Source organism: Streptomyces sp. NBC_01497, assembly GCF_036250695.1.
Lineage (GTDB): Bacteria > Actinomycetota > Actinomycetes > Streptomycetales > Streptomycetaceae > Streptomyces.
This window is the reverse complement of the sequence record NZ_CP109427.1, coordinates 268,439-289,169: the sequence shown is the minus strand read 5'-3', so window position 1 is coordinate 289,169 and position 20,731 is coordinate 268,439. Positions and strand designations below refer to the sequence as shown.

19 protein-coding genes and 1 pseudogene are annotated in these 20,731 nt (G+C 68.8%); 4 read left to right on the top strand and 16 right to left on the bottom strand.

The annotated features are described in order from the left end of the window. Positions 1 to 37 precede the first annotated feature (37 nt). The 4 genes from rpsR to rpmG form a co-directional block, all read right to left on the bottom strand. Positions 38 to 274 carry a 30S ribosomal protein S18 gene (rpsR, locus tag OG310_RS01365; RefSeq protein ID WP_329454011.1) on the bottom strand — a complete coding sequence of 79 codons (237 nt, stop codon included), beginning with the start codon at positions 272 to 274 and terminating at the stop codon, positions 38 to 40. A 28-nt stretch (positions 275 to 302) separates the two neighbouring features. Next, complete coding sequence (locus tag OG310_RS01360) at positions 303 to 1,454, bottom strand: GTP-binding protein (protein WP_329454010.1); 1,152 nt, start codon at positions 1,452 to 1,454, stop codon at positions 303 to 305. Then, complete coding sequence (locus tag OG310_RS01355; protein ID WP_329454009.1) at positions 1,451 to 1,708, bottom strand: type B 50S ribosomal protein L31; 258 nt, start codon at positions 1,706 to 1,708, stop codon at positions 1,451 to 1,453. Before OG310_RS01355 ends, OG310_RS01360 begins: the two co-directional genes overlap by 4 nt. 68 nt (positions 1,709 to 1,776) lie before the next feature. Beyond that, positions 1,777 to 1,941 (bottom strand): 50S ribosomal protein L33, encoded by a 165-nt coding sequence (gene rpmG, locus OG310_RS01350; RefSeq protein ID WP_329454008.1) that lies wholly within the window; start codon positions 1,939 to 1,941, stop codon positions 1,777 to 1,779. Positions 1,942 to 2,007: 66 nt separating this feature from the next. Here rpmG and rpmB point away from each other — a divergent pair, with 66 nt between their 5' ends. Beyond that, positions 2,008 to 2,244 (top strand): 50S ribosomal protein L28, encoded by a 237-nt coding sequence (gene rpmB, locus OG310_RS01345; RefSeq protein WP_329454007.1) that lies wholly within the window; start codon positions 2,008 to 2,010, stop codon positions 2,242 to 2,244. Then, positions 2,244 to 2,549: a 30S ribosomal protein S14 gene (rpsN, locus tag OG310_RS01340; protein ID WP_329454006.1), complete on the top strand. Its 306-nt coding sequence runs from the start codon at positions 2,244 to 2,246 to the stop codon at positions 2,547 to 2,549. Before rpmB ends, rpsN begins: the two co-directional genes overlap by 1 nt. Positions 2,550 to 3,209: 660 nt before the next feature. On the opposite strand, the gene OG310_RS01335 is transcribed toward rpsN, so the two are convergent. The 5 genes and pseudogenes from OG310_RS01335 to OG310_RS01315 all read right to left on the bottom strand — a co-directional run bounded on the left by OG310_RS01335 (position 3,210) and on the right by OG310_RS01315 (position 9,484). Further along, positions 3,210 to 5,963 carry a phosphoesterase gene (locus OG310_RS01335; RefSeq protein ID WP_329454005.1) on the bottom strand — a complete coding sequence of 918 codons (2,754 nt, stop codon included), beginning with the start codon at positions 5,961 to 5,963 and terminating at the stop codon, positions 3,210 to 3,212. 2 nt (positions 5,964 to 5,965) lie between these two features. Further along, entirely contained in the window at positions 5,966 to 7,327 is a 1,362-nt protein-coding gene (locus tag OG310_RS01330) for an ABC transporter permease (protein WP_329454004.1), read from the bottom strand. Then, on the bottom strand, positions 7,324 to 8,265 hold the full coding sequence (locus OG310_RS01325; protein ID WP_329454003.1) for an ABC transporter ATP-binding protein: 942 nt from the start codon (positions 8,263 to 8,265) through the stop codon (positions 7,324 to 7,326). Before OG310_RS01325 ends, OG310_RS01330 begins: the two co-directional genes overlap by 4 nt. A 410-nt stretch (positions 8,266 to 8,675) precedes the next feature. Then, positions 8,676 to 9,216, bottom strand: a pseudogene (locus OG310_RS01320) (transposase); the annotation flags it as partial. A 112-nt stretch (positions 9,217 to 9,328) separates the two neighbouring features. Further along, positions 9,329 to 9,484 (bottom strand): hypothetical protein, encoded by a 156-nt coding sequence (locus tag OG310_RS01315; RefSeq protein ID WP_329454002.1) that lies wholly within the window; start codon positions 9,482 to 9,484, stop codon positions 9,329 to 9,331. 640 nt (positions 9,485 to 10,124) lie between these two features. Between OG310_RS01315 and OG310_RS01310 the strand changes: the two genes are divergently transcribed. Together OG310_RS01310 and OG310_RS01305 are read left to right on the top strand one after the other, a co-directional pair. Next, the gene (locus OG310_RS01310) at positions 10,125 to 10,574 is read left to right on the top strand and encodes a DUF1931 family protein (protein ID WP_329454001.1); all 450 of its coding nucleotides are present in this window, start codon (positions 10,125 to 10,127) and stop codon (positions 10,572 to 10,574) included. A gap of 1,122 nt (positions 10,575 to 11,696) precedes the next feature. Then, entirely contained in the window at positions 11,697 to 12,317 is a 621-nt protein-coding gene (locus OG310_RS01305; RefSeq protein WP_329454000.1) for a hypothetical protein, read from the top strand. Between the two features lie 183 nt (positions 12,318 to 12,500). On the opposite strand, the gene OG310_RS01300 is transcribed toward OG310_RS01305, so the two are convergent. The 7 genes from OG310_RS01300 to OG310_RS01270 all read right to left on the bottom strand — a co-directional run bounded on the left by OG310_RS01300 (position 12,501) and on the right by OG310_RS01270 (position 20,730). Next, the gene (locus OG310_RS01300; protein WP_329453999.1) at positions 12,501 to 13,646 is read right to left on the bottom strand and encodes an acetate/propionate family kinase; all 1,146 of its coding nucleotides are present in this window, start codon (positions 13,644 to 13,646) and stop codon (positions 12,501 to 12,503) included. Positions 13,647 to 14,017: 371 nt separating this feature from the next. Continuing rightward, entirely contained in the window at positions 14,018 to 15,772 is a 1,755-nt protein-coding gene (locus tag OG310_RS01295) for an FAD-dependent oxidoreductase (protein WP_329459983.1), read from the bottom strand. After that, positions 15,772 to 16,035, bottom strand: coding sequence for a UBP-type zinc finger domain-containing protein (locus OG310_RS01290; RefSeq protein ID WP_329453998.1), 264 nt, complete (start codon positions 16,033 to 16,035; stop codon positions 15,772 to 15,774). Before OG310_RS01290 ends, OG310_RS01295 begins: the two co-directional genes overlap by 1 nt. Before the next feature lie 285 nt (positions 16,036 to 16,320). Further along, on the bottom strand, positions 16,321 to 16,779 hold the full coding sequence (trxA, locus tag OG310_RS01285) for a thioredoxin (protein WP_329453997.1): 459 nt from the start codon (positions 16,777 to 16,779) through the stop codon (positions 16,321 to 16,323). Beyond that, complete coding sequence (gene clpB / locus OG310_RS01280; RefSeq protein WP_329453996.1) at positions 16,776 to 19,415, bottom strand: ATP-dependent chaperone ClpB; 2,640 nt, start codon at positions 19,413 to 19,415, stop codon at positions 16,776 to 16,778. The genes trxA and clpB overlap by 4 nt, the downstream gene beginning before the upstream one ends. Further along, positions 19,406 to 19,780, bottom strand: a complete 375-nt coding sequence (locus tag OG310_RS01275) for a chaperone modulator CbpM (RefSeq protein ID WP_329453995.1) — start codon at positions 19,778 to 19,780, stop codon at positions 19,406 to 19,408. Before OG310_RS01275 ends, clpB begins: the two co-directional genes overlap by 10 nt. Continuing rightward, the gene (locus OG310_RS01270; RefSeq protein WP_329453994.1) at positions 19,777 to 20,730 is read right to left on the bottom strand and encodes a J domain-containing protein; all 954 of its coding nucleotides are present in this window, start codon (positions 20,728 to 20,730) and stop codon (positions 19,777 to 19,779) included. Before OG310_RS01270 ends, OG310_RS01275 begins: the two co-directional genes overlap by 4 nt. Position 20,731 lies beyond the last annotated feature (1 nt).

Below are 20,731 nucleotides of genomic sequence, written 5' to 3'. Positions count from 1 at the left end.
TCCTTTCGTCGCAGGGGAGTCGGCTGGTGCGTGGGGGTCAGCGGCTGGAGTAGGGGAGCAGGGACATCTCACGGGCGTTCTTGATGGCTGAGGCGAGCCGGCGCTGCTGTTGCCGGGTGACGCGGGTGACGCGACGGCTACGGATCTTGCCGCGGTCGGAGATGAACTTCCGCAGCAGGTCGGTGTCCTTGTAGTCGATGTACGTGATGCCGGCGGCGTCGAGCGGGTTCGGCCGGGTCTTGCGTGCGGTGGCGTTCCTGATCGGGTGGCGCATGGGGGTTCCTCGGGCATGGGTGGACGTGTCAGGCGGCGGGGGCGAGCAGCTGGTCGAAGCCGCTGGCGTCGGACCAGGCTTCCGGCCCCGACGCCAGCTCGTCGTCGGTGAGCAGGCAGGCGTCGAGCAACGAGACCAACCCCGGCCGATCAAGGTCGGGCGAGGTGAAGACGAGGTGCTGGCAGCGGTCGCCGTGCTCGGGATGCCAGTCGATCGCAGCGGCGGTGCGGCGCTCGGCGGGCATCAACTCCCAGGCGGCGTCCGGGAGTGAGGCCATCCAGGGCCCGGAGTTCTCCAGCCACAGCGCGCCGCCGGCGGCGTCCCAGGCGAGCAGGCTGTCCGGCCGGTCCGCCAGCCAGAACCTCCCCCGGCTACGGGGCGCGGCGCAGCACAGGTCCTCCAGCGCCGCGTAGAGGCGGCCTGCGTGGAAGGGGCGGAGCCGCCGCCAGACGAGCGTGCTGACTCCCTGCTCGTCGCAGTCGTGGGGGAGCCTGGCACAGGCCGGATGCTGTGCGGCTGCTGCGGCCGCCACGTCGAATCCGGCGACAGCCGCCGCGCCCAACCGCGTTGAGCCGATGCGGACCTGACTTGCGGTCGGGTGCAACTGCCGCAGGAGTGCGAGATCGTCGAGGCCGGTGTCCGGACTGTCGGCCACGGCGAGGACGGGGGCGTACTCCAGTTGCCGCGCGAAGGTGTCGCCGACGGTGCGCTGGTCTCCGGTGGCCGCGGCCAGTCCGGCCTCCGCGAGGTCGTCGCTGTTGGACAGGCAGTCCAGGACGAGGGCGGGGTCCACGGCGGTCATCACACCGGTGAGCCGGAAGACGCCGTTGCCGTGGGCGGCGACGACCTCGGCCATGCCACGGGGCTCGACGGAGTCCCACAGTTCGACGACCGCGAGAGAGGTGACCCCGTCGTCGGCCAGCCGTGTCAGCTCGGGAACGAGGTCCTCCCGCAGGGCGCAGCAGGCGCAGTCGTTGACCAGGGGGGTCTCGTCCCAGGCGGTCTCACCAGTGACGTCGCGGACGCTTCGTCGTACGTTGCGCGCCGGGCCGGCGGACAGGTCGTGGTGCAGCGCGACGCTGCCGGGCACCTCGCGAAGGAGCTGTTCAACCGTGTCGCGTCGGGCGTCGCCGTGCAGTCCGCAGACAATCACCACCGGCATGGGTCCTGCGAGAGTCATCGCCGGTCTCCGGCGCGTCCGTAGCGGCGCTCGAACCGCTCGACGCGACCGGCGGTGTCCAGGACACGGGCGGTTCCTGTGTAGAAGGGGTGGCTCGCCGAGGAGATCTCGACGTCGACCACCGGGTAGGTGTGGCCGTCCTCCCACTCGGTCGTCTTCTCGCTGGTCATCGTCGAACGGGTCAGGATGGCGAAGTCGCCGGCCTTGTCGCGGAAGACGACCAGGCGGTAGGCGGGGTGGATTGCTGGCTTCATGGGAATTCTTCTCTGGGTCTGGGTCTGGGTCTGGCTGGGTGGGGGCGGACGGACGTCGGCCGGTGTCTTCAGCGCTCCTCGCGGAACTCGACATGGCGGCGCGCCACGGGGTCGAACTTGCGGAGGACCATCCGGTCCGGGTCGTTCCGACGGTTCTTGCGGGTCACGTACGTGTAGCCGGTTCCAGCGGTGGAGCGGAGCTTGATGATCGGGCGTACCTCGTTGCGGGCCATGGCGGGTAGCATACGACAATGATTTCCATTATCGATAGGCCGATCAAGAGAGAGGCGGAGTCCTGTATGTCCGCCCACTGCCAGCTGACCGGCGCCCAGCCGGTCTTCGGCAAGAAGATCTCCCGCTCCCACCGGCGCACCTCGCGCCGGTTCGACCCGAACATCCAGAACAAGCGCTACTGGCTGCCGAGTGAAGGGCGGTATGTCCGTCTGAAGCTCAGTGCGCGTGCCGTCAAGTCCGTGGACGTCAGCGGGGTCGAGGCCGTCGTGACCCGTATCCGCGCCCGTGGGGAGCGTGTCTGATGGCCAAGAAGAGCAAGGTGGCGAAGAACGAGAAACGCAAGCGGATCGTGGACCGCTACGCACAACGCCGGGCCGAACTCAAGGCCGCCATCCTGTCCCCGCGAACCACGGATGACGAGAAGGCCGCCGCGCGGGCGGAACTTCGTCGACAGCCCCGGGACGCGAGCGCCACCCGCGTGCGCAACCGCGACAGTGTGGACGGCCGCCCACGTGGCCACCTGCGCAAGTTCGGCCTCTCCCGGGTGAACATGCGCAAGCAGGCCCATGCCGGACACCTGCCAGGAGTGACGAAGTCCTCCTGGTAACGGCTCGGGTGGGGGGCGACGTACCTGTCGCGCCTCCCACCCGGGTGCGTACTGCGCCTCGCTCGTGCGCTGGGAACTTCGCACCATCAAGCGGCCTTACCGAGGTGCAGGAACCGGTACGAACAGGTTCTTCGTCTGCTGGGTGGGCTACCTGGGTGTCCGGTCAGGTTCGCCGTGCCGCGTCCGCTTGCCGCGTCACTTCGCCGCGTGGTCAGCAGAGTCGGCCACGTTCGGGATTGCGCGGGAGTCCCGGCTGAGGATCTCCACAGCGTGGTCGGCGAGGGTGCCCCGCTTGGCGGCCGAGCCTGGTGACCGTTTCGGCCTCCCGCACGCGACCGCATCGTCATCATGGGGCTTCGACAGCGGCGTCCGACCGGTCGTGCGCGCGGGACCCGACCGCCGCAGACGCCGACACGATCCGGCCGCGGTGGACCAGATGTACCTGCCGCGCCGCGGCCGGCAGGGCTCACGCCCGGCCCCCACAGGGACTGTCAGACGTCCTTCAAGTCCCCCGCCCGGTGGGTCCACGCCGGGATGAGAGGGCTGGGATGCGGTGCGAGGATATCGGCCGGCCATGTTCGCGGCGCCGAAGGGGGAGGGCCCCGGACCGGCCCGGCGCGGGCGCGGGCCGGGGCCCCTTCGTGAGCTGCTCCGGCAGCGTCAGCCGTCGGTGTCCGTCGACGGGATGAACGCGCCCGGGACGTCGTTGGGCGCGTAGATCTTCTTCTCGCCCGGGTACGGCTTGGACCAGTTGTAGCGCTGGTACCAGGTGAAGTGGTTCATCTGCTCCGGGTTCGCGAAGTCGGCCACCGCGTGGGTTCCGGTGGTCCGCTGGTGCGACTTCCACGCGTCCCACGTCGACGCCATGGACTTCATGCTCGCCGGCACCTTCGACGCCGGCACGGCCTGCGCCTTCGGGTCCTGCGGGGCCGGGGTGTCCAGACCGCAGGAGGGCGCGGTCGCCAGGCCGTCGGTCAGCGAGGTCTTGTTGGTGACCGCGTTGAAGGGCTTGAGGTTCGGCTTCGAGGTGAACGCGCCGGCCATCGGCGTGGCCGCGGTGTCCTTCTGGTTCATCGGCTTGATCCCGAGGATCTGCTCGATGGTCCGGATCATCGTGATCTGCGAGTAGTAGTGGTTGTCCACCACGCCGTGCTGCGCGTACGGGCTGATGATCTGGACGGGGGCACGGTGGCCGTCGACGTGGTCGAGGCCCGCCTGGGAGTCGTCCTCGACGACGAAGATCGCCGAGTCCTTCCAGTACGTGCTGTGCGAGATCTCGTCGACCATCTTGCCGACCGCGAGGTCGTTGTCGGCGACCTGGGCCGCCGGGCTCGCCGGGCCGCCGGTGTGATCGCTGGAGAGCCAGAACATGTTCAGGTTCGAGGGGCCGTTCTTCTCGAAGTCCTGCTGCCAGATCTGCTCGCGGTAGACGTCCGGGACGCTGGTGTCGAACTTCGGGAAGCTCGGCAGCGACACGTCGTTGAGCGACGGGATCGGCGAGGAGGAGTCCATCTGGTAAGCGCTGCCGTTGCCGGTGGCCTCCATGTTCTTGCTGTCGCAGTACAGGTTCTGCCAGCTGGATCCCGTCGGCTTCGTCAGGAACTGCTGGAACTCGCCGAAGTCCCGCACGGACTTGCCGGCCGCCTGCGCGCCGGTCCACAGGAACCCGCTCTTCTGGTGGCCGAGGGAGTCGTCCTCGGTGTCGTAGCTGCGCAGGTACTCACCCGCCGACGACTCGGTGTACTCCGGGTTGTCGGCCTGCATCAGCCAGTTGTGGCCCTCGGCGGAGTTCGTGCCGATGTCGTACGTGTTGTCGTACAGCCCGAACTGCGAGGCCAGCGCGTGCTGGTTCGGCGTCACGTTCTCGCCGAAGTCCGCGAACGCCGGGTCGCCGTTGCCCTGCGGCATGTCGCCGAAGAGCTGGTCGTAGGTCCGGTTCTCCTTGACGATCAGGAAGACGTGCTTGATCGTCGAGGGGTCGCCGATCTTCTTCGGGACCGGCACGGGCTTGGCCTTGCTCTTGCCCTTGGCCACCTGCGCCGCGTTCTTGGTCCAGCCGTTCTGCTGGAAGACCTTGTCCGTCTGGGCCTTGATCGTCTTGTCGCTCGGCAGTGTGAAGTACGTCAGGCTGGAGGTGGTGTCGTGGGTCCCGTGCTTGTCGCTGTCGCTCACGCGACGGGCGTCGACACCGCGGGTGTTGGAGACCACGACATGGTCGCCGACCGTGGTGATCTCGGCGGGGAAGTAGTCCGTCGGGAGCAGGCCGACGTAGCTGACCGGCTCCTGCGGGGTCTTGTAGTCGTAGACGGCGACGGCGTTGGCGCGGCCGAGCGTCACGAGCAGGTGGCCGTCGTCGGTGAGTGTCACCGCGTTGGGCTCGTAGCCCACCGACGCCTCCGCCCACGGCTGGGTGGAGATGGTCTGGACGACCTTGTCGTTCTTGGAGTTGATGACCGAGACGGTGTTGTCCGCGGTGTTCGTGACGAACACCGCGCCGTTCTTCGCGTACACCGCGGTGGGGTGCAGACCGACTTCGATGCTGGTCGGGGCGGCCTGCGGCTTCTTCACGTTGATGACGCTGACCGTGCCGGTCGTGCTGGCGCCGGTGACCGGGTTGGACGGCACGTCGGTGCCGTACGAGTTGATCGTGGTCTCGCCGGGCCTCGCCGTGCGGCCGCCCTCGTTGCTGACGTAGAGCTTGCCACCGACCTGGACCATGCCGCGCGGGGCGATGCCGGTGTTCCAGCTCTGCTGGATGGCACCGGTCGACGCGTTGATGGCCACGACCCGGTTCTGGCCGTTGACCGCCGCGTACACGGTCGACCCGTCGGCGGAGAAGACCGCCGCGGCCGACAGGGCGTGCTTGGCGCCGTCCGCCGGGATCGCGATGGTGGTCGGGTTGGACAGGCTGCCGTCCGCGTTCACGGTGAACCTGGTGTAGCCGTCGGTGCGGCCCAGCCACAGCTGCTTGCCGTCGGGCGAGTAGGTGGGGCCTTCCTGGCCCACGTCAGCGCCGGTGATCTTCAGGTCGGCGCTCGCGCCGCTGCCTATGACCTGTTGGACCTGCTTGGTCTGCAGGTCGATGATGTTCAGTGCCGCGCCGCCGTCGGTGACCGCGGCAGCCATGTGGGTGCCGTCCGGGCTGACGGTGGACGACATGATCTTGCCGTCGCTGATGACCGAGCGCTTGCCGTACGGTGCGAGGTACTGGTCGCTCGAGATGACCTGGCCCTTGGCGGTCGTCTGGCCGACCTGCTGCATGCCGAACTGGTCCGTCTGGGCGAACGCGGTGCCCGCCGCGGCGACGGCGAGGACAGTGATGCCCGCCGTCATCAGGGGGACGCGGCGTCCGAGGCGTCTGTTCGCGGAGGAAGACAGACCCTCCTGGTCGCGCCTGCGGCGTGTTACCTGCATGGTTATCCCTTCGTGGTGCCGAGCAGATCGACATTGCCGTCGAACTGCCAGAGCGGGTTCGGTGCGTCACCGTTCGAAGTGCGCAACAGGAAGTAACCGTTCACTTCCTTCGGTCCGTCGCCGTCGGCGACGTACCGCCCGTCCGGAGTGAGGTCGAGTTGGTAGATGGCCTGGCCGGTGGCCGAGGCGCCGGGCAGCTGCCAGGAGACGACGCAGCGCCAGTCGTTGCCCGCGCCTTCGGCGCCGCGCGAGACGTCGCCCTTGGTGCAGGCCGCGGAGGACTTCAGCTGTGCTTCGGTCACCGCGGGACGGTGGAGCTCGTCGGTCTGCTGGCGGTAGAGGTGGCCGAAGGCGCCGGCGAGCGACGTCTCCACCTTGGCCTGCTGGATCCCCGAACCCGAGGTCGGCACGGCGACGGCGACCGTCGCGGCCGACACGGCCAGCAGGGCGACGAGCGGCAGCGCTCCGGCGATGAGGGCGCGTCGCGGGGAGCCGCCGTCCGTCTGGTTGGTGAAGTCGCGCCGCAGGAAGAGGAAGTAGGCCAGGGCCGTGGCGACGAAGGCCCAGACGAGGCCGACCACGATGCCAATGAGCAGCGGGCCGAGCTGCTCGGGACCGGTGAACAGCCCCTTCCAGCCGATGAAGGCGTAGCCCGGCAGGGCCAGGCGCACGGGGACGGGAAGCGGCAGCATCTGGGCGAGCTGCATCGCCAGCGCCACGAGCGCGGGCAGCAGAAGCCCCATCGGGGACCGTCCGAGCGTGACCGAACCGAGTAGACCGATTCCCGCGAGGGCCAGCGTCGGAGCGAGCACGCAGGCCCAGGCGAGCAGGACCTTGCCCGCGGCGTCGCCCGCCGACAGCAGGTCGCCGTCCAGGCCGACCAGCGGCCGGTTCCCTACGGCGACGACGCCGCCGATGACGCTGGAAGCGACCAGTCCCGCCACGAGCAGCACGATGACGGTGAGGCTGGCCAGTGCCTTGGCCGCGAAGATCCGCCGTGGCGAACGGATCGCCACGAGCAGATGGCGCCAGGTGCCGAGGCGGTCCTCGGCGGCGAAGACGTCACCGGCTACCAGCGAGGTCAGCAGCGGAAGGGCCCACTGGCCCGAGAAGCCGAGGACCACCAGCGGTCCCGCCCACCCGGTGGCGTGCATCCAGCGGCCGAAGAGGGTGTCGACGGGCAGCGAATCCTGCTGGCTCACCGCCGCGACGAAGAGCGCCGGAGCGATCCAGCAGGCGAGGACCACCAGGCGGATCCGCCACTGCGAGACCAGTTTGACCAGCTCGAAGCGGTAGCCGCGCGCGACGGAGGCGGGACGCGTGGCGGCCGGCGTGTCCTGCGTGGGGGCGAGGGTCGCCGTCATCGGCCGTCCTCCTGGGGCTCGGTGAGTGCGAGGAACGCGGCCTCGAGGGGGGAGACGACCGGGGCCAGTTCGCGCAGCGCGATGCCGGCGTTCACGAGCCTGACCACCAGTTCGTCGAGGGCCGGTACCAGGGCCCGGACGACGAGCGCCTCGGCTTCGTACCGCTTCCCGGCGTCGTCGACGACCCGGATCCCGTCGGAGCCGACGGCCACCCGGCGCGTCGCCTCCGCGTCCGAAGTGATCAGCCGGTAGTCGAGTTCGCGGTTCTCGGCGGCCAGCTTGCCCAGCGGGCCGGAGAACACCACGCGTCCGGTGGCGAGGATGGTGACTTCGGAGCACAGTGCTTCGAGGTCGTCCATGCGATGGCTGGACAGGACGACGCTGGTTCCGTCCGCCGCGAGCCGGTTGAGGACGCCGTGCACGTGCTTCTTGCCGGATGGGTCGAGGCCGTTGGACGGTTCGTCGAGCACGAGCAGCCTCGGCTTCATGAGCAGCGCGGCGCCGAGGCCGAGCCGCTGGCGCATACCGAGAGAGAAGCCGCGCGCCCGGTCGTCCGCGACGTCGGTGAGTCCGACCTGGTCGAGCACGTCGTCGATTCCCGCGGTGCGGCCGTCGTGGCCGCGCAGAGCGGCAAGGGCCGCGAGGTTCTGCCGAGCGGTGAGCGAGGGGTAGAGACCAGGCCCGTCCACGAAGCCCGCCACACCGTCGGGAGCGGCGAGCGCCCGCCCCACCGGCGTGCGCAGTATCTCCAGTTCGCCGCTGTCGGCAACGGCCAGGCCCAGCAGGAGGCCGAGCAGTGTCGTCTTGCCCGCGCCGTTCGGTCCGACCAAGCCGTGGATCTGACCCTGTGTCACATCAAGGTCGACGCCGTCGAGTGCGATGACGTCTCCGAATGACTTGGTTATCCCACGCGCCCGGATTGCGGGGAGAGCGTCCATGAGTGCCTTCCTTACGAAACTCTTAGAGACCCTAGGTGTGGCATACACCCAAGCCAGGGGCGGGGAGTTGAACGATCACAGAACAGGAGACGACCGCAGCCCGCCGCCCGGACAGCTATCTACCGTTTGCTCCCTTTGGGGTGGCAGCGCGCGAGTGTTCACGATGCCCGAGCCCGCCGGGGCCGGACCGTGAACGGCGAAGTCCACCCAAGTCGACCCCTCGGCCGGCTGCGGACCCGAACGGGCCGTCGGGTAGCGGTGAGCGGCATTTCGCGAAGAATCCACCCGAGAACCTGGATCCAGCCAGCAGCAGACGCCGGCAAACGCTGCCTCACCGTTGTTGTTTGAGGGGTCGTTTCGTCCCGTTGCTTCATCCTTGGATGTGGCTTTGACGGGCTGGTGTCGGGGTCGCGCCAGGAGATGGTGTTCTCGCCGGTGAGGCGGCGGGCCATGAGGTCGGTCATGGCTGGCTGAATCATGGCTATGGAGCGGTGTGGGTGGGTTTCGTAGTCGCGGGCCAGGCGGCGGTGGAGCATGAGCCGGCCGTAGGTCCGCTCGATGCCCTGGCTCGTGGCAGGGACGGAGGCGGAGGTCTTGACGCTGCGCGCGTCGATCACGCAGGCCGAGGAGTTGGGGCTCTTGCCTTCTTGCCGGCGCACCAAATCTCGCAGGAGTCCCTTGAGCTGAGCGAAGAAACCGTCCTTTTGCCACCTGGCGAAGTAGCCGTAGACGCTCTGGTGTGGCGGGAAGTCGTGCGGGAGATCGGCCCACTGGCAGCCGGTGCGGTCCACGTAGGATCGCGTTGATGATCTCGCGCAGGTCGTGTCGTGGAGGCCGGCCGAAGTCCAGGGCCCGACCGCGGCGTTCGAAGCGTCAGGCGGACAGCGACGGCTCGATCCACTCCCAGCGTGCATCGGACAGATCACTTGGATACGCCCGACGTTCCGTCATGACCTCGGGATGCCGCCCTGCGGGGGCGTGCACCCCGGCGTGCAACCTACCGCGTCGAAGCACGGAACAGGCCCGGGCGGAGACAGGCGCAAGCAGACACCCGCCCCGTCTGTCACACCGCCAGCCCCACCACACACAGCCTCATCCAACGCGGTGGGCGGTCGGTCGTGTCGGAGATCGTGAGGGGCTCGGACTGGGCCCGACTCACCAGCTGCTCGATCAACCGGTCGTCCACGGCTGCCTTCGCCGACATAGCCTTCGCCGACACGGCCTCCGTGGACTCGACAGCCTCTGGCTCGGACCCTTCCCGCCGGTCATCGACGTATGTTCCACGACCGGGAGTTACGCCGATCCTGCGCCCAACCAGGGCAGGGTCCGCTGGGGAAGCAGCTCCGGTCCTTCGCAGACTTCTCCGATCGGGTCGCCGACCGGCACCGGCTCAACCGCAGCGAAAGATCGGCAGCTCAACGGGGCCATGCATACATCACCCCGTCCGTATGAGGCTCGACCGCGCCACGAAGGCTCATGTCACCGGCAGGACCGCAGAGGCAAGATTTCCCGCAGCCCACAGCGCGTCTCTTGTGCTCTGCCGCCACATCCGCATGATCCTCGAACGGCCTGAACGAACCAGGACCGGGCACGCGGGGCGAACTCGTCCAAGCCGTTCTGCCCAGGACGTGGCAGCCTCGTTTCACCCGTAGGGCCACATCGCGACCTGGTTCAACCCGCTGTCTCACCGCGCGCCCGTTCGACTGCGCGGGCAGCCGGATGCCTGGGCCTGGTAGGGCAATACTGGAAGGCTGAATTGGGCCCGGGGAGTGCATGCGTTCGCGCGCCCCGTCGGCCAGCCTGACCGTAAAGCCCAGGATGCCGGGAGACCCCGGCGCCCCCCTTCGGAGGTTGCCGTCATGACCGTGATGTCCATCGCCAGGTTCGAAAGGTTCTTCCGCGCGGCCGCGGGGCTGGACGTCGACAAGAACGATCTCAAGCGCTACAGCGAATTCGTCGACGCCAAGCTTTACGATCTGCTGATCGTCGCCCAGGCCACCGCCAAAGCCAACGGTCGCGACATCATCCAGACCTCTGACCTGCCGATCACGAAAGGCCTGCAGGAGAGCATTCACCACTTCCGGAGGATCGACCAGGAAGTAGAACTGAAGCCCATCCTGGAACAGCTCGCGGCCCACCCCCCTCTGGACCGCACGCCCGACGAGGAGACCGAGGCGGCCTATCCGGACATCATCGGTGGCCTCAGTCTGGCCCTTGCCCAGAGTTTCAAGATCATCCACCCTGACCTGAAGAACCCCCAGACCCAGCACTGGCACGAGGCCCGAGCGGTCTTCGATCTCCTGCTCTGAGTGGCGACCAGACCAGGCGGTGCAGGCCACGGTCACACAGCAGAGCCAGGTACGGGTTCCCGTCGATGTCGGGCACCACCAGCTTGATCGTTCCTGCGAGCGGCTGCGGCCTCCTCCAGCGCGGGGCCCACCATGCGGCAGGGGCCACGTACCAGGTGGCCCACGGGCGGACGACGACGGGACCGGCGGCCTCCTCGTCCGAAGATCGACCCGCTCAGTGCGACGGGCACGGCGCCGCTGGCCGGGCCAAGTCCCATGCGCATGCGGCCGGGCCCTGGCTCGACCAGGCGCACGTCCTGCCAGGTGAGGGCCACACACTTGGTTGGGAAACCTTGATCGGAAAGGTGATCAATGGCGCGTTCCGCCTTCTGATGGGAGGCGATGGTCCGACGGGTCTGCTCGTTCGTCAGCCTGTGCTTCCTGCTGCGGCCAGCGTGCGCCCGGCGATTTCCCCCACAAGCCCGGGATGTCAAGCAACCAGCGCGCTCCGCCTGCACCCGGCAGGTCATAAATCGAGGCGGTCGGTCGGTCCGACGAGGACAAGACTCGATCGCGACGAGTCGGTGACCTTGCCTCGTTGCGTACTCAGGGCTCGCCCAGGTGTGATCCCGCGACTCGCTCGTTCGTCTCCGATGGCCGGAGGGGAACGGAGTGACCTATGGCCTGCCATCGTCACGGCGGCTGTCCCTTCACGTCTTCGACCAGGAAGTGTCCCCACCGCCCGCGCAACACCGCGGGCACCGTACGGAGCGACCCGCGTCCGCTCGTGGGGCTGGATCCACACGGCTGCTGTTGCTCTCCCGGACCTGTTGACCCGCGCGGGCCAGAGCCAGATCGCTGTCGAGCGCTCAGTGAACATCTCCATGTCAGCCATCCGGAGGGGGCTGCTCGACCACCCTGCTGAGCGGGGAACCGGATTCGGGAGGAAGACCGGCCGGTTTCGTCGGGGTCTATGCGTCGCCGGTGTTTATATTCCAGTGAGGTCGAGCTATGGCGGGCAACGGCTGACGAAGGGGAACGCAGGCGATGAGGCGCAGGCTCGCTTATGCGCGGACCAGGCGTCCTCGGCATGAGCGGCGTGGAGAGGCGCGGTTGCCCGGGGTGATCGCGACGCTTTCTGCGATGGCGCTCTACGTGGGCCTGCCGCAACGGCTGCTGATCGCGCCGCGCTATGTGCTGCCAGTTCTGGAACTGTTGCTGCTTGTGCCGCTCGTCGCGGCCAATCCGAAGCGGCTGACACGGCAGAGCGCGGCGTTCCGCATCCTGTCGCTGGCTCTCGTGGTGGTCATCGCCGCGAGCAATCTGGTCGCCCTTGGCATCTTGATCCACGACCTCGTCTACGCCGGAGTGAAGGATGGGCGTTCCTTGCTGGTGGCCGCATTGCAGGTCTGGCTCACCAACATCATCGTCTTCGGCCTGGCGTACTGGGAACTGGACCGGGGCGGCCCCGTCACCCGGACCCAGGCCCGGCGTGCCGATCTGCCGTTGGCGGACTTCCGGTTTCCCCAGGACGAGGACGACGACGCGGTTCAGGAAGTCGCGGACGGTGCCAGCGCCACATCGGACTGGATGCCCACCCTGATCGATTACCTGTACGTCTCCGTGACGAACTCGACCGCCTTCAGTCCTACGGACACCATGCCGCTGTCCACTCGCGCCAAGGTGATGATGAGCGTGCAGGGTGTCGCCGCCCTGGTGACCTCACTCCTCGTCATCGCCCGCGCGGTGAGCATCCTCCACTGAGGGATGACTCGGCAGGGACTACGGAACGGACCTCAGCCGGCTCCACCGTCGCGAGCGTGTTCACCCGGACACCAACCGTGCGAAGACGCAAGGCCCGCGTCGCTGGGGATTTGCCGGGCCGGTGAGTGCCGTCCGGCGACACGGACGCACCCGTTCGCCTCACTGATGCGGACATACGACTCTTTAACGGCTGATGAGGGCGCGGCGCGTTTCAGCGGCGATCTGCTGAGTCTCCCCGGTGGCGACGACGATAACCGGGACGTCCGTGCCCCGTGCGTCGATCCTGCGGGCTCCCTCTTCGCGTAGCTCCTTCTCCGAGGGCATGGACAGCCCGCCTCCTACTCCCAGGATGGAGAGACGCGAGCAGATTTCCTCGCGTACTTCGGGCTGGTCCTCGCCGATCTCGCCGGTGAAGACCAAGGCGTCGAGGCGGTCCAACGAGGCAGCCATGGCTGCGATGCCGCGGCAGCAGCTGTGGACGAAGGCGGCCAGAGCGCCCTCGGCGGACGCGTCCCCGTCCGCACGCGCGCGCACGAGATCGCGCGTGTCACCTGAGGTACCCGAGAGGCCCAGAAGCCCAGAATGCCAGTGGAGCGTCTCCTCGATCTGGCCTGCGCTCAATCCGTGTTGGCGTTGCAGCCACACGAGCGCTCCCGGATCGATGCTGCCGCTACGACGGCTCATCACCAGCCCCTCCAACGGGGTCAGCCCCATGGTCGTGTCCACGCTGCGGCCGTTGCGCACGGCGCAGGCCGAGCAGCCACCGCCCAGGTGGACGATGACGACGTGGAGGGCGTCGGCTGGGCGGTCCAGCACGTCGGCAGTGCGCGCCAGGGACCAGGCGTAGGAGAGACCGTGAAAGCCGTAGCGCCGCAACCCGAACTGAACGCGCCACTGCTCAGGGACCGCGTACTGATAGGCGGCGGCAGGCAGCTCCCTGTGGAACACGGTATCGAAACAGGCGACGTGGGGAACGTCGGGCAGTAGCTCACCGGCAGCGTCCAACACGGCAAGGGCGGGGGACATGTGCAGGGGTGACAGAGTCGCGCTTTCCTCCAGCAACGCGCGCACGGGTCCGTCAATCAGAGTGTGCTCCGTCAGACGCGTGCCGCCGTGAACGAGGCGATGTCCTACAGCGGACGGCGTGGGCACAGTGGCCAGGAAGTCGCGCAACTCCTCGGCAGTTTCGGGCCCCGGTGGGGTCTCGGCATCACGGCCGGCGAGCTGTGTGCCGTCCGCCGCGAACAGGGCGATGTGCAAACTTGAGGAGCCGGCGTCGAGCACCAGAACACACTCCCCCGGAGACCCGCTGAATTCCATGTCTGCCATGTCCGCCTCCTGGCCGGCCGGCCACCGGTCCCGTTGTCTCAGTCGTCGCCGACAGCGCTCTTGGACCGGCCTGACGCTGAGATTACGCCGAACAGCTCCAGGTAGTACGACCCACCTGAGGATGGGACCTCCCCTGGTAGATCAGCCCTTTCGCTGCCCGGACGTACGAGCGCGTGCGTATCTGGTGTGTGCCCAGGGGGCGCCGCTGCGCTCAAGCAGCCGTCCAGCCCTGTTCCCTTTTCTCACGCTACCCGCTGATGGGATGCTTGCCCTGTTCTTGCTCCCGGCCGGCGCCGGGAGCAAGGGACCATGCCGATTCCGCGCTTCCACCGTGCGGGGGGAGCCGCGTGTGGTGGCCCGTCAGGGGAGGCTCAGGCTCTCGACGCGGACTGATTCGCCACCGGTCGACGCCCCTCCGGGCCCGCGGTGCGGACCAGGTTGCCGGTCTGCTCCCGGTGCTCGTGCAGGAGGCTGATCGCCATGGCGCCCTCACCGGTTGCCGAAGCAACCCGTTTGACGGAGCCGCTCCTGATGTCACCGGCGGCGAAGACGCCGGGAAGGGTGGTTTCCAGCAGCAACGGATCACGGCCGAGCGAGGCCCACCGGGCCGCGTCGGCGGCCGGCCGGGCGTCAGCTCCGGTGAGGACGAAGCCCTTTTCGTCCAGGGCCAGCACGCCCCTGAGCCATTCCGTGCGCGGGCGGGCCCCGATGAAGACGAACAGGGCCGACGCCTTCAGCTCCCGGCGCGTACTCCTTGCGCTGTCCTCCACCGTCAGGGAGTCCAGCTTCTCCTCCCCGGCGACGCCCCGGACCTCGGTGTGGCGCAGCACCTCGATCTTCGGGTGTCGTTCCACCTGGTCCACGAGGTAGCGCGACATGTCCGCGTTGAGGTCACCGCCCCGGACGAGGAGGTGGACCCTGGACGCGTGACTGGCGAGGAACAGTGCCGCCTGTCCGGCGGAGTTCCCGCCGCCGACCACGGCGACCGGGTCCGCCCGGCAGAGACTGGCCTCGTGGACCGTCGCCGCGTAGTAGACGCTGGTGCCCTCGAAGCGGTCGATGCCGGGCACCTCCAGCCTGCGGTACCACACACCCGAGGCGAGCACCACGGCGCCCGCTCGGGCCCGCGATCCGTCTGCAAAGGCGACGATGTATTCGTCGTCTTGCGGCGTGAGTCCGCTGACCTCGGCCGGTACCATGAGGCGGGCGCCGAATTTGTGGGCCTGGAGCACGGCGCGTTCGATGAGCTCGCCCCCGGAGATGCCCGACGGGAAGCCGAGGTAGTTCTCGATGCGGGACGAGGTACCGGCCTGGCCTCCGGTGGCCACGGCGTCGACGGTGACCGTGGAGAGGCCGTCGGAGGCACCGTATACGGAGGCGGCGAGTCCCGCGGGGCCCGCACCGACCACCAGCACGTCGCACCGCCCATCCTCCGGCGAGGGTGCGGGCAGCCCGATGAGGCGGGCGAGTTCGGCGTTGCTCGGATTGCGCAGCACCTGCTCGCCCTTCCAGATGACCACCGGAGTCTCCTCGGGACGGATGGAGAACCGACGCAGCAGTGCCTCGGCCTCCTTGTCCTTCTCCAGATCCACCCAGCGGTGGGGCAGCCGGTTACGGGCGGCGAACTCACGCAGCCGCAGCGTGTCGGGTGAGTAGCACGACCCCAGGATGCGGAAGCCGGCACCGAGGCCGATGAGCAGATAGCGGCGGCCCAGGTAGGCCCGGAGGATCAGGTCCCCGAGGGCGGAGTCGCGGCCGACCAGGGCGCGTTGCCGCTCCACCGGCACGACCAGGATCTCACCGGCCTGGCGCACCACGGCCGTGTCGAAGGCCGCCTGTCCCTCCAGCAGCCCGAGCTCACCCAGAAACCCGCCGGGCCCCTGCACCCCCAGCGTGCGCTCGTCCGGCCCGCCGTGGTCGTGGAGGATCTCGACGGTCCCACTGAGGATCGCGAGGAACTCCCGGGACGGATCGCCCTCGCGGTACAAGACCTCGCCCTCGGTGGTCCTGCGACGTTCACCGTGCGCGGTCAGATCCTCGAGCCGCTCCGGTGGCAGGCGCGGAAACACCCCGTATGGGTCCGGTGTCTCGCGGAATGAACTCTGCTTGCGCTCGGCCGTGCCCATCAGACCGGGCTCTCGTGAACGTAGCACCAGCGCCAGTCCTCTCCCGGCTGGAAGGACTGCACGATGGGGTGGCCGACGGTGCCCGCATGGCGCCTGGCGTGTTTGAGGGGGGAGGAGTCGCAGCAGCCAACGTGTCCGCAGGTGAGGCAGAGCCGCAGGTGCACCCACGGGGAATGCTCCTTGAGGCACTCCTCGCAGCCCTCCGGGGTACGCGGCGTGACCGGGCGCACCATGGTCAGGTGCGGGTCAGGAATCGTAGCCATTGAGATCTCCTCCCACGGGGTGGGGCCGCCTCGGCCGCGGCCCGCGATGGTTTCCTCCGCGCAGCGGTGCAGTTCCGGGCACCAGCCCGGTGGGACATCCCCGTTCCAGTGCCGAGCGGGACCAGCGTCGGCAAGGCCCGGTGCGCACGCTGGTCCCGGGTCGGTACGGCGGCGCGGTGCGGATCCCCTCCGTCACGCGTTTCCCGGGTGGTCGGTGAGCTTTTCCAGCACCAGCGTGCTGATCTCCTCCGGCCGGGGACTTTCGCGGCAGCCTGCCCATCTTGTTCATCCTCCCGCAGACGTTTGCCGGGCCGCCATCGCCCGCTCGACCCACGAGCGGAGGGCGGGCGCGGGTGCCGCCCCCGCCTGCCGGGCGACCGTCTCGCCCTGGTCCATGACGAGCAGCGTCGGCACCGCCTGCACTTCGAATCGTCGGCTGAGCGACGGGTTGCGGTCGATGTCGACCTTGACGAGCTTGATCCGGCCGGCGAGGTCCCGGGCGACCTCTTCGAGGGCAGGGCTGACCATGCGGCACGGGCCGCACCAGGTGGCCCAGAGGTCGACCACGACGGGCGTGGTGGCGTTTTCGGCGATGTCGACGAAGTCGTCGTCGCCTGCGTCGACGATCCAGGGCAGGGGCTGCCCGCAGTGGCCGCACTTGGGGCGGCCCTGTGCTGCCACGGGAATCCGGTTCCCGCGCCCGCAGTTCGGGCAGGTCACCGTCGTCGTCCGGGTGGTGTTCACGCCGCCCTCGCTTCCCGGTCCCCCGTCTGCTGGTCGTAGGTGACCAGTAGTTCTCCGTGCTCTGCGTCGACGCGTACCGTCGCGCCGTCCTGGACGTCGCCGCGCAGCAGGGCCCGTCCGACGAGTGTTTCGACCTCGTGGGAGATGTAGCGCCGCAGCGGCCGGGCTCCGTACACCGGGTCGTAGCCCTGGTGGGCGATCAACTCGCGAGCCGCATCGCTTAGTTCGACGGTGATGCGGCGTTCGGCGATTCGCTGCCGCAGCTCGTCGAACTGCAGCTCCACGATCCGCTCGATCTGCCGCTCACCGAGTGGCTTGAACAGCACGATGTCGTCGACGCGGTTGAGGAACTCCGGGCGGAAGTGCCCGCGCAGTTCGCCCATGACCAGGGCGCGGGCGTCCGGCTTGATCTCGCCCTCTGCGGTGGCGCCGTCGAGGAGGTGCTCGGAGCCGATGTTGGACGTCATGATGATCACCGTGTTGCGAAAGTCGACGGTACGGCCCTGAGCATCCGTGATGCGGCCGTCGTCGAGAATCTGCAGCAGGGTGTTGAACACATCGGTGTGCGCCTTCTCGATCTCGTCGAACAGCACAACCGAGTACGGCTTGCGGCGCACGGCCTCGGTGAGTTGACCGCCTTCCTCGTAGCCGACGTATCCGGGTGGCGCGCCCATGAGCCGGCTGACGGTGTGCCGCTCCTGGTACTCGCTCATGTCGAGGCGGACCATGTTCTCCTCGGAGTCGAACAGAGACCGGGCGAGGGTTTTGGCCAGCTCGGTCTTACCGACGCCGGTGGGGCCGAGGAAGATGAACGAGCCGATGGGGCGGCGCGGGTCCCGGATGCCGGAGCGGGCGCGGATGATGGCGTCGGCGACGAGCTTGACGGCCTCGTCCTGGCCGATGACGCGCTCGCGCAGGATCTCGTCGAGGCGCAGCAGCTTCTCGCGTTCGCCCTCCTTCAGGCGGGCGACGGGGATGCCGGTCCAGGTGGCGACGATGTCAGCGATCTCCTCCTCGGTGACAACTTCGTGCAAGAGCCGGTCCTGCCCTTGTTTGGCGGCCAGTTGCTCCTCCGCCGAGGCGAGCCGGCGTTCCAGTTCCTGGAGGCGGCCGTAGCGGAGTTCCGCGGCTCGGTTGAGGTCGTAGGCGCGTTCGGCCTCCTCCGCCTCGTGGCGGACCTGTTCCAGTTCCTGGCGCAGTTCCTGCACACGGCGGATCGCTTGCCGCTCGGCCTCCCACTGGGCGCGTTTGGCGTCGGCCTCGCCCCGCAGGTCGGCGAGTTCCTTGCGCAGTTCCTCGAGGCGGGTCCCGCTGGCAGGGTCGGTCTCCTTGGAGAGGGCGGCTTCCTCGATCTCCAGGCGGGTGACGCGGCGGGTGATCTCATCGAGTTCGGCGGGCATCGAGTCGATCTCGGTGCGCAGCCGCGCGCACGCTTCGTCGACGAGGTCGATGGCCTTGTCGGGCAGGAACCGGTCGGTGATGTAGCGGTGGCTGAGGGTGGCCGCGGACACCAGTGCGGTGTCCTGGATCTTCACGCCGTGGAAGACCTCCAGGCGTTCGCGCAGTCCGCGCAGGATGGAGATGGTGTCCTCCACGCTGGGCTCGTCGACCATGACCTGCTGGAAGCGGCGTTCGAGAGCGGCGTCCTTCTCGATGTGCTTGCGGTACTCGTCGAGGGTGGTGGCGCCGACCATGTGGAGTTCGCCTCGAGCCAGCATCGGCTTGAGCATGTTGCCCGCGTCCATGGCTCCTTCGGCGGCGCCTGCGCCGACCACAGTGTGCAGTTCGTCGACGAAGAGGAGGATGCGCCCCTGCGCGGCCTTGACCTCGCTGAGCACGGCCTTGAGGCGTTCTTCGAACTCGCCCCGGTACTTCGCGCCGGCGACCAGGGAACCCATGTCGAGGGCGAACACCGTCTTGTCGCGGAGTCCTTCGGGCACGTCGCCGCGGACGATGCGCTGTGCGAGGCCCTCGACAATGGCGGTCTTGCCGACGCCGGGATCGCCGATGAGAACCGGGTTGTTCTTCGATTTACGGCTGAGGATCTGGGTCACGCGGCGGATCTCGGCGTCCCGCCCGATGACAGGATCGAGCGTGCCGCTCCTGGCCTCGGTGACGAGATCGCGACCGTACTTCTCCAGAGCCTCGTAGGCCACTTCGGGGTTGGCGGACGTGACGCGCTGGTTGCCGCGGACCTGGGTGAGCGCGCTCAGGAAGGAGTCCTTGGTGATGCCGGCCTGCTTGAGGAGCCGCCCGGCGACGGTCGAGGAGCCCTCGTCGGCCAGGGCGAGCAGGAGGTGCTCCACCGATACGTACTCGTCCTTGAGGCGTTTGGCCTCCCCTTCGGCGGCGTCGAGCAGGCGGGCGAGGCGCTGGGTGACGAAGACCTGGCCGGGTGTCGCGCCGGGGCCTGTGACCTTCGGGCGTCGGGAGATCTCCTCATTCACGGCTGTGCGCAGTTCCTTCGGCTCGCCGCCGGCCTCTTGCAGCAATCGCGGGATCAGACCGTCCTCCTGATCGAGGAGTGCGAGCAGCAGGTGTTCGCCGTCGACCTCGGTCTGCCCCAAGCGGACAGCCGCGGTCTGGGCTTCCTGAAGGGCTTCCTGGGACTTCTGGGTGAGACGGTTCATGTCCATGTGGATGATTCACTCCTCGTGCCGCGGCCGCGCAGGGCGGCTTCGAGCAGGCTGATGCGGTCGAGCAGGTCGAGCACCAGACCGATGGATGCGTAGTTGAGGCACAGGCCGGAACGCAGCCGCTGGATGCGGGCGAGGACAACCGGCGCCGTGCGGTCGAAGACAAGGCGCCCCGCGGCGTCGCGCTCGGCCTCGACCAGGCCGAGGGTGACGAACCGGCGGATCAGGTCGGGGTGGAGGCCCGAGCGACGGGCCACGACACCCAGGGAGAGCCTGGGAGCGGGCACCAGTGCATACCGGACAACCGCCGAGGCGGTGACGTCGGCGCGGCCCATGCCTTCCGCTCCCAAAGGTCGGTCGTTCATCGCGTCCTCCTGGGGTCGAACGAGGAGGCGGCGGCGAGCTCCTCGAACAGTTCACGCTCGCGGTCGCTGAGAGTGGGCGGCACCATGACTCGGAGTTCTGCGTACAGGTCGCCGTTCTTGCCACGCGGGTTCGGCATGCCCTCGCCCCGCAACCGCAGCCGGCGGCCACTGGACGAGCCCGCGGGCACCGTGACCTTGGCCGTGCCACCGCCGGGAGTGGGCACCGGTACGGTGGCACCCAGGGCCGCCTCCCAGGCGGCGACCGGGGCCTGGACGTGCACGTCGCGGCCGTCCAGCCGGAACTCGGGGTGGGGCTGGACACGCACCCGCAGGTACAGGTCGCCCGCGAGGGCGTCACCACTGCCCCGGCCGCCCTCGCCCGCCAGCCGGATGCGCTGACCGTCGACGACACCGGGCGGCACGTCGACCTCGTACCGCCGCGGCTGACCCGTGGGGCCGGCGAGTGTCACCGTGCGACGGCCGCCCCGGTACGCCTCCTCGACGCTGAGCGACAGTTCGGCCTCCTGGTCCGCTCCCGGTACGCCGGCGGAGCCGGCACCTCCTCCGAAGATCGAGCCGAACAGGTCCTCGATGTCGATGCCCTCAGCTGTGAAGTCGTCGCCGAAACCCGTGGTGTACCGGGTGCGGGGGCCGCCCGTGCCCGCGGTCCCGCGCGCGCGGAAGCCGCCGCCCGCTCCAGCCGCGACCCGTTCGTCGAAGTCCTCGGGAATCTTGCGGAAGTCCTCGCCGAAGCGGTCGTAGCGGGCCCGGGTCTTCGGGTCCGACAGGACGCTGTACGCCTCGTTGAGGTCCTTGAAGCGTTCCTCCGCCCCCGGGTCCTTGTTGACGTCGGGGTGGTGCCTGCGCGCGAGCTTGCGGTACGCCTGCTGGATCTCGTCCTGGCTCGCGGTCCGCGACACGCCCAGCACCTCGTAGAAGTCCCGTGCCATG

Excerpts from the sequence above, each read along its gene's own strand:
- rpsN (WP_329454006.1), top strand. The coding sequence starts at position 2,244 with ATGGCCAAGAAGAGCAAGGTGGCGAAGAACGAGAAACGCAAGCGGATC.
- OG310_RS01305 (WP_329454000.1), top strand. The coding sequence starts at position 11,697 with ATGGCGCTCTACGTGGGCCTGCCGCAACGGCTGCTGATCGCGCCGCGC.
- OG310_RS01330 (WP_329454004.1), bottom strand. The coding sequence starts at position 7,327 with ATGACGGCGACCCTCGCCCCCACGCAGGACACGCCGGCCGCCACGCGT.
- OG310_RS01335 (WP_329454005.1), bottom strand. The coding sequence starts at position 5,963 with ATGCAGGTAACACGCCGCAGGCGCGACCAGGAGGGTCTGTCTTCCTCC.
- OG310_RS01355 (WP_329454009.1), bottom strand. The coding sequence starts at position 1,708 with ATGAAGCCAGCAATCCACCCCGCCTACCGCCTGGTCGTCTTCCGCGAC.
- OG310_RS01360 (WP_329454010.1), bottom strand. The coding sequence starts at position 1,454 with ATGACTCTCGCAGGACCCATGCCGGTGGTGATTGTCTGCGGACTGCAC.
- OG310_RS01310 (WP_329454001.1), top strand. The coding sequence starts at position 10,125 with ATGACCGTGATGTCCATCGCCAGGTTCGAAAGGTTCTTCCGCGCGGCC.
- OG310_RS01270 (WP_329453994.1), bottom strand. The coding sequence starts at position 20,730 with ATGGCACGGGACTTCTACGAGGTGCTGGGCGTGTCGCGGACCGCGAGC.
- OG310_RS01300 (WP_329453999.1), bottom strand. The coding sequence starts at position 13,646 with ATGGCAGACATGGAATTCAGCGGGTCTCCGGGGGAGTGTGTTCTGGTG.
- OG310_RS01275 (WP_329453995.1), bottom strand. The coding sequence starts at position 19,780 with ATGAACGACCGACCTTTGGGAGCGGAAGGCATGGGCCGCGCCGACGTC.
- OG310_RS01290 (WP_329453998.1), bottom strand. The coding sequence starts at position 16,035 with ATGGCTACGATTCCTGACCCGCACCTGACCATGGTGCGCCCGGTCACG.
- clpB (WP_329453996.1), bottom strand. The coding sequence starts at position 19,415 with ATGGACATGAACCGTCTCACCCAGAAGTCCCAGGAAGCCCTTCAGGAA.
- OG310_RS01325 (WP_329454003.1), bottom strand. The coding sequence starts at position 8,265 with ATGGACGCTCTCCCCGCAATCCGGGCGCGTGGGATAACCAAGTCATTC.
- rpmG (WP_329454008.1), bottom strand. The coding sequence starts at position 1,941 with ATGGCCCGCAACGAGGTACGCCCGATCATCAAGCTCCGCTCCACCGCT.
- rpmB (WP_329454007.1), top strand. The coding sequence starts at position 2,008 with ATGTCCGCCCACTGCCAGCTGACCGGCGCCCAGCCGGTCTTCGGCAAG.
- rpsR (WP_329454011.1), bottom strand. The coding sequence starts at position 274 with ATGCGCCACCCGATCAGGAACGCCACCGCACGCAAGACCCGGCCGAAC.
- OG310_RS01295 (WP_329459983.1), bottom strand. The coding sequence starts at position 15,772 with ATGGGCACGGCCGAGCGCAAGCAGAGTTCATTCCGCGAGACACCGGAC.